Below are 11,656 nucleotides of genomic sequence, written 5' to 3' on the forward strand. Positions count from 1 at the left end.
TTTAACTCTTATTTGTTAATTTGGTGGAATTGTGAATCGCATTGCGAATTTCATCGATGGCTTTCTCGATCTCTTCGTCGTTGAAGATATCGCCATCGCTTGTATCCTCTTCACCATCCATAGGCACTTGTATCGTGGTAGCGATGGAGCCAATAGGTAGTGTATTGGTAGAAATAATAGAAGAATTTTGGAGAATATCATTACCCTCCCACATCATTGCTAAGGCAGTCGCATTATCCCCCTGACGACCAGCGATCTCTACCGCCGAACGTACCAACTCGGGAATTGCTCGTACGATGGTTTGCTCATGTAATCGTTGCGCCAGCATATGGTCAGGCAAGACGCCCCATAAGCCATCGGAGCACATCAAAATGACATCGCCCGCTTGCAATGATGCACGTCGAGATAATTCAACAATCGGCGCATTTGGCGCGCCGAGACAATTAAATAACTTGTTTCGGTCTGGATGCGTATTGCGCTCCGAAGGATCAACTTTACCTTGTTCGATCAAAGTTTCTAAGCGTGAGTGATCTTTGGTGCGTAACAAAATTTGTCCATCGCGCATCCAATACAAACGCGAGTCACCACAATGCGCCCAATACGCATTGCCATTCTGAATCAGACAAGCAACGATCGTGGTCCGTGGTGTTTCAGGTAGATTTTTAAGTTGGCGAAAACGATGAATTTCGTTATGCGCTGCCAGAAAACCTTTTTCCAAAAAGCGTTCAGGCTTATCAATCATAGGATGCGCCTGTTTCTGAAATAGACTGCCTATGGTTTGCATGGCGATCGTCGCCGCCATTTCGCCCATAATATGCCCACCCATGCCATCGGCTAACAACAACAAAATCGCATCACGGGTAAAACTATAGCCCATCCGATCTTGGTTAACCTTACGTCCGCCGATGTGACTCTCTTGATAGACTGAGAAGCGCATAAATTTTATTGTTTCAAGTATGAGTTAGTTCAAAAAATCATTAGACCACATCAAGTCTTCAAAGTGGTTCAAAATCAGGAAATCGTATCTTCTTGTATCGTCGTAAAATCTTTGTCATCCACGCTCTTGTTTCCTTTGCCAAGCAAGGATGACACTTTCAGTTTTGCACGCTCAAAAAAGCCAACTTCACGTTGTGGCGGTGCCTTTGTACTCAAGGCCTTTTGTAAGGCAAATACACTTTGCGGGCGCTCCATAGGATCTAATTTTAAGCACATACGCACAACATCAATCAACTCTGCCGAGTAAGTTCCTTCGAGTCGCTTGTAATGTGCTTCCATTTTATCGTTGGTCTTACGTTGGTCCGCCGGTTGTGGCGGTGCGCCCACCATACAAGCAAACATAGAGGCACCTATACTATAAATATCTGTCCAAGGCCCTAAATTACTATTTTTCACATAGAGTTCGGGTCCTGCAAAGCCTGGCGTATACATTGGATAGAGTTTAGGCATATCGGTCTTCAAAGTTTGGCGTGCAGCGCCAAAATCGAGCAATATCGGTGTGCCATCCATACGCAAGTAGATATTTGCAGGCTTTAAATCCAAATGCAGCAGCTTATTGGTATGCACTTCACGCAAGCCATTCATGACCAGATTAAACATTTTTCGAATAAAGCGCTCAGAAACCAAAGGCTTTTCGCCCTTATCGCGACGCCGAAGGATGTGCTCTTGCAATGAACGCCCTGATTCATAGGCCATCACCATGTACACGGTTTCGTTCGCGCGGAAAAAATTGATAACACTGACGACATTGGGATGCGAGATCCGCGCCAATGCTCGACCTTCCTCAAAAAAACACTTTAGTCCTATGCGATAGACTGGGAAATTTTCTGCAGAAATTGCCGGAACTAACTCACCTGTTTGCCGTAAAGCTAACGAACTGGGCAAATACTCTTTGATTGCCACCGCATTTCCATCTTCATCCGAAGCCAGATAAACAATACTAAAGCCACCAGAGGCAATTTTCTTTACAATACGGTACCCGGCGATTTCTAAGCCGTCCGGCAAAGGTGCGTTATTTTGTGCTGCCATAATAAATGTGGTCCCACTTAGAAAAATAGCTGATGGTTTATTGTATGCATTGTACAGTGTCACTTTTGCAGCATTAAGAATTACCCGGCAAATTGTGATTTAAATAATCCACAATTCGCATAATCGCAACACGAAATAAAGGAATTCAATTGAGCATCTTTAGCATGACTGGCTACGCTACCAGTACCAAAGAAACTGAGAACGGCACAATAACAATCGAAGTGAAGAGTGTCAATTCACGTTTTCTCGATCTACAGTTCCGCATCAATGACGAATTTCGCTCTATCGAACCACTATTTCGCGATGCACTGACCAAAAAACTCACGCGAGGCAAAGTGGAATGTCGCTTCAGCTTCGGCAAAAAAAGCGGTGAAGACCAACAAAAATCATTGAACCAAACGGTCTTGCGTCAACTAAAAGAGTTCCAAACAGACTTAAAGATGCATTTTCCAACCGCAACGGAATTTTCGGTGAACGACCTACTACGTTGGCCTGGCGTGATTGAAGAAGCGGAAATCAGTTCTGAACATTTACAAGAAACCATCACATCGGTCATCGATTTAACAATCCAAGAATTCATCGCCAGTCGTGAACGCGAAGGTGCTGCGTTGGCGGCAGTGCTTCTGCGCTGCGTAGATGACATGGATGCTATTGTTTTGCGGATCACGCCTTTATTACCCTTAGTTTTACAACAGTTCCAACAAAAGTCTATTAATCGTTTAGAAGAAGCACTTGGTCTGGCCTTGGATAAACCTGATTTAAGTAATGCGCCTAGCATTTCTCGTGATGAAGTTTTGGACAGAATTCGTCAAGAAGTCACCATGTACGGCATTCGTATCGATGTCAACGAAGAATTAGCGCGTCTATCTGGCCATTTGAATGAAACGCGCCAGATTCTCAAAAAAGGCGGTCAAGTTGGAAAACGTTTAGATTTTATGATGCAAGAATTGAACCGTGAAGCCAATACCTTAGGATCAAAAGCCGCGCTCAAAGAACTAGCCGATGCGTCTATGGAACTAAAATTATTGATTGAACAGATGCGAGAGCAGGTTCAAAATCTCGAATAAAGAGCATCTGGTTAGATGCAAAATTATGTTTTATTTTCAAAGAAAACCTTTTTGGGCGAGTTGATATGTCACCTCACACGTTTACTTCTGGCAGTCTTTTTATGGTGTCGGCCCCTTCGGGCGCGGGCAAATCATCTCTAGTCAATGGACTTTTAAAGCTAGAACCAAAACTCAAATTATCTATCTCTTTCACCACCAGACCTCCGAGACCTGGCGAAGAAAACGGTCGTGAATACCATTTCATTACGCCAGAAGATTTTTTGATCCGAAAAAATCGCGGTGAATTTTTAGAATTCGCAGAAGTCCACGGCAATTACTATGGCACCTCAAAAATCTTGATTCAAGAAGCCATGGCAGCGGGCACAGATATTTTATTGGAAATAGACTGGCAAGGCGCGCAACAGGTTAAAAAACAATTTCCCTATGTCGCCAGCATTTTTATTTTGCCGCCCTCAATTGAAGCATTAGAAGAACGCTTAAATAAACGTGGTCAAGACGCGCCGGAGATCATCACCAGAAGGATTTTAGCGGCTGGAGGTGAAATGGCGCACGCTCCAGAGTTCGAATATGTTATCATCAACCAAGATTTTGATTTAGCTCTATCAGAATTGAGTGCTATCGTTAAAGCCACTCGCTGCCGAACCTCGCAACAAACTGTGCGCAATGCTGCAGTATTCAAGCAACTAGGCATACAAATCAATACCACGTTCTAAGGAAATATCATGGCTCGCATTACCGTTGAAGACTCTCTCAAACAAATTCCAAATCGCTTCCAATTGACGCTGTGCGCAACATATCGTGCACGCCAATTGTTGCAAGGTCACACACCAAAAGTCGAAGCAAAAAACAAACCAACAGTCGTTGCTTTACGCGAAATTGCTGAAGGTAAAATCGGCATTGAAATGTTGAAAAAAGTTCCATTCTAATTGCGTAGCGCGGCTAACGTGAAACGGCTAAAGATAACAAGATATGAATGTGCAAGACGACAAATTATCCATCGCCAACGCCACAACAGCCGCGCTAAATCCACCGGTTGAAGCTAATCCTAGCCCGCAACAAAGTAGTAAGAAAAACCGCATCAATACTCACTCCCCGGCATTACCCAGCACAAATACTGCGGTCGCCTCAATTACCGCACTGACAAACCGCCTCGCCGACTATCTGACACCAGCGGATCTAAAGCAAGTCAAAGAAGCCTACCGATTTTCTGACGAAATGCATCTAGGGCAAGTTCGCAAATCAGGCGAACCTTATATTTCGCACCCAATTGCGGTAGCGGAGATATGCGCAGAATGGAAATTAGATGTGCAAGCGATTATGGCGGCCTTGTTGCATGACGTCATGGAAGATCAAGACGTAAAAAAAGAAGAATTAATTGAACGTTTTGGTGCTCCCGTTGCAGCGCTGGTCGATGGCTTATCGAAGTTAGAAAAAATTGAGTTCCAAAGTCATATCGAAGCACAGGCAGAAAATTTTCGCAAAATGCTGCTGGCGATGGCTCGTGACGTTCGGGTCATTTTAGTAAAACTCGCTGATCGTCTACACAATATGCGCACCTTAGGTGTCATGTCGCCCGAAAAGCAGAGACGTATCGCTAGCGAAACCATGGAAGTCTATGTGCCGATTGCCCATCGCTTGGGACTGAACAATATTTATCGCGAATTACAAGACTTATCTTTTGCCCACATTTACCCTCTGCGCTATCGTACGCTTGCCAAGGCAATTAAAGCAGCACGTGGCAATCGCCGTGAAGTTGTGAATAAAATCATGGCGGCGGTCAAAACAACCTTGGCTGACGCTGGCCTCGAAGCGCAGGTCGACGGCCGTGAAAAAACGCTCTATGGCATTTACTGCAAAATGCGTGACAAACAATTGAGCTTTTCTCAGGTCCTCGACATTTACGGTTTCCGAGTGGTAGTCGACAATTTTCAGAATAGTTATTTTGCGCTCGGCACGCTGCACGCGCTCTATAAGCCTATGCCCGGTAAATTTAAGGACTATATTGCGATTCCTAAATCGAACGGCTATCAATCGCTCCACACCACGTTGATTGGTCCATATGGCACGCCAGTTGAATTTCAAATTCGCACAACAGAAATGCATCGGGTCGCCGAATCTGGGGTGGCTGCACATTGGCTATACAAAAACGAAGATGCCAGTCTGACTGATCTGCAACAGCGTACCCACGCGTGGCTGCAGTCATTACTGGATATTCAAAAACAAACTGGCGATTCTGCTGAATTTTTGGAGCACGTTAAGATCGATCTCTTTCCAGATTCTGTCTACGTGTTCACACCAAAGTCGAAGATTTTTGCCCTACCACGTGGCGCTACCGCACTAGACTTTGCTTACAATATTCATACTGATATTGGTGATCAAGCGATTGCTACTCGTATCAATAATGAGCCGGTACCGCTACGAACTGAATTAAAAAATGGCGACATCATTGAAATCATCACCTCGCCAAACTCACGTCCGACGCCGAATTGGCTAACCTATGTCAGAACTGGAAAAGCGCGCTCTGCCATCCGCCATTATCTTCGCACCATCAATTTGAATGAATCAACCGAGTTAGGCAAACAACTACTCGCACAAGCTTTAGTCTCTTTGCATCTCAACCCAGAATTACCCGATTCCTTAGTTGACAAACTACTCAACGAATCCAGCGCCAATTCCTTAGAGGAACTACAGACGGATATCGGCATTGGCAAACGCATGGCAGCTTTAGTTGCACGTCACATTTTAGATTTGGTAGAAAATGATTCACCATCCATTCCTTTCCAGCATATTGGTGATGAAAAACTCAGCAAGCCTGATCCTGTCATCATCTATGGTAGCGAAGGTGTGTCGGTGCAGCTGTCTCCTTGCTGTTTACCAATCCCTGGCGACAATATTGTCGGTCAACTCAAACGAGATCAAGGATTGGTCGTTCATAGTAGTGACTGCAAAAATGCCAAACGACTACAAGTCAAAGAACCGGATCGTTGGATCGATGTGACATGGGGTGAAGATTTGAATCGTCGTTTTGATTGTCGGATTTCTGTGACGGTCAACAACGAGCGTGGTGCCTTAGCGAGAATCGCCGCAGAAATCGGCGAAGCGGATGCCAACATCATTCATGTCAATATGGAAGATGGCGAATCTAAAGACATGACCAAGATCCATTTCACGATACAAATTGATGACCGGGTTCACCTCGCACGCATCATCCGCAACGTCAAACATCTCAACGGTGTCGGCAAGATTCGCCGCGAATACTCTTCAAACTAGTTCTACTCAATTCTTCGCGGGATACTGCACATCCAAAATCACCAATTCATCAACACCGTGTGGCGTGCGTAGAGGTACGGCATCGCCTACCCTCGCTTTAGTCAAAGCGCGCGCGACAGGAGAAATCCAGCTAATTTTCCCATTGAGCGGATCAAACTCGTCAACACCCACTATCCTCACTTTGGTAACAATACCATCTTGATTTTCGTACTCCACTGTCGCACCGAAAAATACTTGGTCAGTTCCATAATGAACAGTAGGATCAACGATTTCGGCTAGGTCTAGTCGTTTAGTCAAAAAACGGATGCGCCGATCAATTTCACGCAAGCGTCGCTTACCATAGATGTAATCACCATTTTCTGAACGATCACCATTTGACGCAGCCCAAGACACGATTTTGACCACTTCAGGGCGATCGTTATCAATCAAATTTAACAGCTCGGTTTTCATGCGATGATGGCCTTCTGGCGTTAAATAATTTTTTACGCCAGGCGGAATCGGTGGAGCACCAAATTCATCTTCATCATCCTGATCGGTCTCTTTTATAAACGCTTTACTCATAGTCTGACCATATCAAAAAAATCATGCGGGAGACAGATTTTACTCCCTTCCTGCGCTGCAAGATTAATTCAGTTATTTGGTTCCAGCTAACGGGATTAAGATCCACCAGCTCTGGCTCAAAAAATGATCACGACACAATCCCACTTGCCAAAACTACGCAAAAAATTTCTACTTTACTTATTGGTACTTTATTTCCTATTTGCATCATGCAATAATGCTTTGCAAACAGTTAGCGACCTTATTCGCATCAACCACTGTTTGGATTACCAACCAATCACTAAGCAGAAAGATCTTGCATGTCCGAAAATTCCCGCATCAAATTACTCGTTGTTGACCACCACCCTGTAGTTCGAGCTGGCATCGAGTTTTGGACTCGGGACGAAAATGATATTGCCATCGTCGGTGAAGCAGCCAATGGTCAAGATGCCTTGAAAATTGCAAGACAAATCGAGGTGACAATGATCTTAATGGAAATTGCCCTAAACGATAGAAATGGCATCGATGTCTTAAAACAGATCAAACGCGAGTTCCCCGGCATCAGTCTCATCATTTTTTCGTCACATCGCGAAGATCAATATGCGATCCGCGCTCTGAAGGCTGGCGCATCTGGCTTTCTCACCAAGAATGCCTTAGGTGCTGAGCTAATAGGCGCAATAAGGCAAGTTGCCTCTGGACTCAAATTCATCAGTCCGGACTTAGCGCAAGAAATGGCTAACAATCTCAACAATGAACATGCGAATGAGCCACATAAACTGTTATCAGATCGAGAGTATCAAACCATGATCATGATCGCATCAGGAAAAAGTGTTAGCGATATTGCGAAAGAATTATCTCTGTCCGTCAAGACCATCAGTGAATATCGTTCCAGAATTCTCCTGAAGATGAAATTACGCCACAATGCAGAGTTAACGCATTATGCAATTAAGAACGAACTGGTAGAATGATCCGCTAATGCGGTGTCATCAACGACCTTCAATCCCCCCAAGATTTGCATGGCGTTATGGGATAAGGTAATTCATTGATTTTGCTGAAAGCGTATCATGTCCGACAAGTTAAGCTCGACTCCCCCAAAATCTCCGACTGATATTGCGCGTGAAACGTTTAAGCGCCTAGCTTTAGAACGGATCGCCCCTACCCCCGAGGCTTACCGTAGACTCTATGTCGAAATTTCTGGCGTGAGTGATGATGAACCCGTGAAAGCCGACGTGCCGCAAGTGCGTTCAATTGACGACATATTGCCATCCGATGCGGAAAATTTATTAAGTGGCTTTGCAAGAACTTTACAAAAATCCAGCGGCGAACTGGCAAGTTTCGGCCATCGTTTTGGACGCGCACTCAAGACAAAAAATTGGGATGATTACGCCAAAGGTCTCAACGAATTAGCAACAAAAGTCACAACAAAACCCAGCACTGGCAATCCAATCGAGTTAGTGGATTCCATCGCACCAACGGTTAATCCACCAACAAAGAAATTTTCATTAGTCGACGATGATACAAATACGGGTCAAAAAGAAGCAATCCTAAAAGATCTTCTATTTAGAACCTTGGGCATGGCGCTAGCTTCCCTACTAAAGGCAACGCCTCAATTGGCTGCCGAATCGGAATCGCTCGCGGGTGCTATCAAAGTCGCGGGTAATGAATCAGAGCTAAATCATGTCAGCGCCCGCCTTAAACAGCTTTGCTTCCAAATCGAATTAAAGAGTGGCGACACCGCTGAACAACAAGAGTTACTTCTCCGTCTATTCACACTTTTATTAGAGAATGTTCGTGAATTACTTGATGATGATAACTGGCTACGGGGTCAGATTGAAGTCGTGCAAAATCTGATCTCTGGCCCGATTGATCATCGAGCATTACAAGAAGCAACCCGCAGTTTAAAAGACGTCATTTATAAACAAGGCGTACTCAAACATAGCCTAGCTGAATCCAAAACCTCAGTCAAAAACATGATGGCGACCTTCATTGATCGCCTTGACGTGATGACCAACACCACCACGAATTACCAGAAAAAGATCGATCACTACTCCCATAAAATTAGCAATACACGTGATCTCAATGAAGTGGAAAGCATCATCCATGGAATCTTGGATGAGACGCAGACCATCCAACTTGAGGCCACCAACTCGCATCAAATCATGTTAGCCGCGCAAAAAGAAGTCAAAGAAGCTGAGGTGCGCATCAAGGAATTAGAAGATAAATTAGCGCATATGAGTGAGTTAGTCAGAGAAGACCAGCTCACTGGTAGTTTAAATCGACGCGGTCTCGATGATGTTTTTGAGCGCGAGGCGGATCGCGCTGACCGTCGCGGAACACCCATGTGTGCAGCGATGCTCGATTTGGACAACTTCAAAAAACTTAATGATACACATGGACATTCCGCTGGCGATGAAGCCTTGATTCACGTCGTCAGAATTGTGAAGCAAACCCTACGCTCCATCGACGTCATTGCCCGCTATGGTGGTGAAGAGTTTTTGATTGTGATGCCAGAGACCAGCTTAGAAGAAGCCGCCAATGCCATGACGCGCGTACAGCGAGAACTCACTACCCATTTCTTTATGGCGAACGATCAACGCCTATTCATTACTTTTAGTGCGGGGGTCGCCTTACGTGCACCGCATGAAGCGCAAGACTCTGTTGTTAAGCGTGCCGATAAGGCAATGTATGAGGCGAAGAAATCGGGGAAAAATCGGGTAATCGTGGCGAATTAAACATGTCGAAAAATGTCGCCAAGGATATTCTTCGAACATGGTTTAAATTCCAACGCACCTGAATTTGATTGAAATACATAGCTGTTCGGCATTGTGTCCTTGTTTATGACACTGACTCCTTGAGCGATCACGCTCCGCGCCTTCACGTGGCAATCGCCGATGATTGCGGTGTTTGGGTACATGATGACGCCTTCCTCGAGCTTTGGCGCAATACCATGATTTTTTCCGACAGTGGAATTTTGGTACAAGACCAGATAATTCGCATAGTCGGCTTTTGCGAGGACAATGCCAACCGAATGCCCAATAAAAAATATGTCCGGCATCTCAATTTCATAAAAACAATCGATGCCATTAAGCGCCTTATTCAGATAAAACAGCTTTGTACACAGCCGTTTATCCTGGCGACTACGCCAGATTGTATTTGACAGGAAATACAGAAAAATCGTGTACTGACTAGAATGCAGATAATCGAATTCACCCTTTCGCCAAATCTTGACAGCATCAATACAGACCTCCAGACGTGCAAGCGCCTGATCCAGATCTTTTTCTATTCTGAACGACAAGTCATGCTGACCATCCGGAAAAAAGTGTTCCAATTGTCGCACCAGATACTTAACTAAGCTGCTACGCTCCATGCCAGCCAGATCGATCATATTTTCCCCTTCACCATGTTCGGTAATTGCTCACAAACTCTCCTTGCCATCCATCCAAATTCGTCATACATTTTTGCGACTGAAATTTGTCTAGGCGGCACATAGGCCTCATTATTGGGAATCGTGGCGACAATCGGGACGCCTGTGATGTCCGAAATAACATCAAATAATTTGCTATTACTGGTATTGGCACCACTGGCTACGTTATAAATCCCCCCTGTTTCCGACGCCGCCAAATGCAACAATGCGGAGACCACATCATCAATCATCACATAATCACGCACAAACTGGCGCGACGACTCGATGAATAACGGCTCACCAGCTGGCTGATGCACGACTTTCTTCAGGAGCGATGCAAGGAAACCTTCTGCATCCAGATCTGAGCTGACGACGCAGGATAGGCGCGCAACGCTGGCCTTATTTTTTCCAAGCTGCAAACACAAGGACTCGCCCAAGGCCTTTGACAAATCGAACAAATGGCGTGGATGATACGGGTTGAGTTTTAAGTCGTCAGATTCTAATAACAGAGCCGACGCAGATTGATCATACAAACGCGCCGATGACAAATACACGAGCTTACGGAAGACACCTGCATGCATTATCTGATTCAGGCAACTGACATGAGCATCCACACAATCAAACCCTCGCTGTGCAAAATCAGCAGTCACACCGGCACAATAAAACACTGTACCCAAATCGAGTCGAAACAAGTCCGGATCATTTTTCTCTGGTACCCAGCAATTCCATCCATCAGCCTCCAATCGGCGATGCAAGTGCTGACCAATGAATCCATGGCCTCCGACTAGGGTCGCAACCCGCTTTGATGTATTGCCCATTCGTTCACACTCTTTCTATCAGCAATCAATCCTGATTATGCATGCGCACCGCGCTCACCCAGTTTCCGCAACGGGTTTCCACCTTGTATGGTGTAAGCGGGAATCTCACCACGTACGACTGACCCAGCCGCAATCACACATCCCTGACGCAACACTGCACCATCGAGCAAGACACAGTTCGCACCTATCCACACATCATCTTCAATCACGATGCCACCCTTGCTGGGCAAAAATCCTTGTTGATTAATGCGGATGTCCCGCGCCATATAAGCATGATTCACAGGCGCGAAAGTACAATTAGCAGCTATCGCCACATCAGCACCGATACGGATACCATTACCGGTATAAAGTACACAACCTGCATTAATCACACTGCGCTCGCCTATCGACAAATCTCCACTGCCGCCTGCCGGTTTAATTTTGACAAAACTATCAATCACAGCCCGGGCAGCGAGTACGATGCGGCTTCCCCTCACCGAATCTTCAATATCTGCCAGACGAGAAACTACTGCTTCGGGATGAATCTCAATCATAAG

At 45.3% G+C, this 11,656-nt stretch carries 12 protein-coding genes; 6 read left to right on the top strand and 6 right to left on the bottom strand.

From position 1 onward, the window contains the following. Position 1 precedes the first annotated feature (1 nt). Both H8K52_RS16990 and H8K52_RS16995 read right to left on the bottom strand, forming a co-directional pair. Positions 2-937, bottom strand: coding sequence for a PP2C family protein-serine/threonine phosphatase (locus H8K52_RS16990; RefSeq protein ID WP_186924102.1), 936 nt, complete (start codon positions 935-937; stop codon positions 2-4). A gap of 74 nt (positions 938-1,011) precedes the next feature. Further along, complete coding sequence (locus H8K52_RS16995) at positions 1,012-2,025, bottom strand: serine/threonine protein kinase (RefSeq protein ID WP_186924103.1); 1,014 nt, start codon at positions 2,023-2,025, stop codon at positions 1,012-1,014. Between the two features lie 164 nt (positions 2,026-2,189). On the opposite strand from H8K52_RS16995, the gene H8K52_RS17000 reads away from it, so the two are divergent. From H8K52_RS17000 to H8K52_RS17015, 4 genes are all read left to right on the top strand, one after another. After that, positions 2,190-3,092, top strand: coding sequence for a YicC/YloC family endoribonuclease (locus tag H8K52_RS17000; protein ID WP_186924144.1), 903 nt, complete (start codon positions 2,190-2,192; stop codon positions 3,090-3,092). Between the two features lie 65 nt (positions 3,093-3,157). Further along, a complete protein-coding gene (gene gmk / locus H8K52_RS17005) occupies positions 3,158-3,805 on the top strand; it encodes a guanylate kinase (protein ID WP_186924104.1) in 648 nt (215 codons plus the stop codon). A gap of 9 nt (positions 3,806-3,814) precedes the next feature. After that, positions 3,815-4,018: a DNA-directed RNA polymerase subunit omega gene (gene rpoZ / locus H8K52_RS17010; protein WP_186924105.1), complete on the top strand. Its 204-nt coding sequence runs from the start codon at positions 3,815-3,817 to the stop codon at positions 4,016-4,018. A gap of 43 nt (positions 4,019-4,061) precedes the next feature. Continuing rightward, entirely contained in the window at positions 4,062-6,362 is a 2,301-nt protein-coding gene (locus tag H8K52_RS17015) for a RelA/SpoT family protein (protein ID WP_186924106.1), read from the top strand. 6 nt (positions 6,363-6,368) lie between these two features. Here the strand turns inward: H8K52_RS17015 and greB are convergent, their stop codons facing one another. Continuing rightward, positions 6,369-6,923, bottom strand: a complete 555-nt coding sequence (gene greB / locus H8K52_RS17020) for a transcription elongation factor GreB (RefSeq protein ID WP_186924107.1) — start codon at positions 6,921-6,923, stop codon at positions 6,369-6,371. 296 nt (positions 6,924-7,219) lie between these two features. On the opposite strand from greB, the gene H8K52_RS17025 reads away from it, so the two are divergent. Then, positions 7,220-7,867: a response regulator gene (locus H8K52_RS17025; protein ID WP_186924108.1), complete on the top strand. Its 648-nt coding sequence runs from the start codon at positions 7,220-7,222 to the stop codon at positions 7,865-7,867. Positions 7,868-7,963: 96 nt separating this feature from the next. Continuing rightward, positions 7,964-9,631: a GGDEF domain-containing protein gene (locus H8K52_RS17030; protein ID WP_186924109.1), complete on the top strand. Its 1,668-nt coding sequence runs from the start codon at positions 7,964-7,966 to the stop codon at positions 9,629-9,631. Here H8K52_RS17030 and H8K52_RS17035 read toward each other — a convergent pair. Genes H8K52_RS17035 through H8K52_RS17045 form a run of 3 tightly spaced genes read right to left on the bottom strand, consistent with a single transcriptional unit; the run spans position 9,628 to position 11,653 of the window. Then, the gene (locus H8K52_RS17035; protein ID WP_222613819.1) at positions 9,628-10,284 is read right to left on the bottom strand and encodes an LbetaH domain-containing protein; all 657 of its coding nucleotides are present in this window, start codon (positions 10,282-10,284) and stop codon (positions 9,628-9,630) included. The genes H8K52_RS17030 and H8K52_RS17035 overlap by 4 nt on opposite strands. Then, positions 10,281-11,120, bottom strand: coding sequence for an NAD-dependent epimerase/dehydratase family protein (locus tag H8K52_RS17040; protein WP_186924110.1), 840 nt, complete (start codon positions 11,118-11,120; stop codon positions 10,281-10,283). The genes H8K52_RS17035 and H8K52_RS17040 overlap by 4 nt, the downstream gene beginning before the upstream one ends. 35 nt (positions 11,121-11,155) lie before the next feature. Continuing rightward, positions 11,156-11,653 carry an acyltransferase gene (locus tag H8K52_RS17045; RefSeq protein WP_186924111.1) on the bottom strand — a complete coding sequence of 166 codons (498 nt, stop codon included), beginning with the start codon at positions 11,651-11,653 and terminating at the stop codon, positions 11,156-11,158. Positions 11,654-11,656: the final 3 nt, after the last annotated feature.

It is taken from the genome of Affinundibacterium seohonense (genome assembly GCF_014284305.1).
Lineage (GTDB): Bacteria > Pseudomonadota > Gammaproteobacteria > Burkholderiales > Burkholderiaceae_D > Undibacterium > Undibacterium seohonense.

What these genes read in the sequence shown, in the direction of transcription:
- H8K52_RS16995 (WP_186924103.1), bottom strand. Translation starts at nt 2,025, where the DNA reads ATGGCAGCACAAAATAACGCACCTTTGCCGGACGGCTTAGAAATCGCC.
- H8K52_RS17025 (WP_186924108.1), top strand. Translation starts at nt 7,220, where the DNA reads ATGTCCGAAAATTCCCGCATCAAATTACTCGTTGTTGACCACCACCCT.
- greB (WP_186924107.1), bottom strand. Translation starts at nt 6,923, where the DNA reads ATGAGTAAAGCGTTTATAAAAGAGACCGATCAGGATGATGAAGATGAA.
- H8K52_RS17000 (WP_186924144.1), top strand. Translation starts at nt 2,190, where the DNA reads ATGACTGGCTACGCTACCAGTACCAAAGAAACTGAGAACGGCACAATA.
- H8K52_RS17035 (WP_222613819.1), bottom strand. Translation starts at nt 10,284, where the DNA reads ATGATCGATCTGGCTGGCATGGAGCGTAGCAGCTTAGTTAAGTATCTG.
- rpoZ (WP_186924105.1), top strand. Translation starts at nt 3,815, where the DNA reads ATGGCTCGCATTACCGTTGAAGACTCTCTCAAACAAATTCCAAATCGC.
- H8K52_RS17040 (WP_186924110.1), bottom strand. Translation starts at nt 11,120, where the DNA reads ATGGGCAATACATCAAAGCGGGTTGCGACCCTAGTCGGAGGCCATGGA.
- H8K52_RS16990 (WP_186924102.1), bottom strand. Translation starts at nt 937, where the DNA reads ATGCGCTTCTCAGTCTATCAAGAGAGTCACATCGGCGGACGTAAGGTT.
- H8K52_RS17030 (WP_186924109.1), top strand. Translation starts at nt 7,964, where the DNA reads ATGTCCGACAAGTTAAGCTCGACTCCCCCAAAATCTCCGACTGATATT.
- H8K52_RS17015 (WP_186924106.1), top strand. Translation starts at nt 4,062, where the DNA reads ATGAATGTGCAAGACGACAAATTATCCATCGCCAACGCCACAACAGCC.
- H8K52_RS17045 (WP_186924111.1), bottom strand. Translation starts at nt 11,653, where the DNA reads ATGATTGAGATTCATCCCGAAGCAGTAGTTTCTCGTCTGGCAGATATT.
- gmk (WP_186924104.1), top strand. Translation starts at nt 3,158, where the DNA reads ATGTCACCTCACACGTTTACTTCTGGCAGTCTTTTTATGGTGTCGGCC.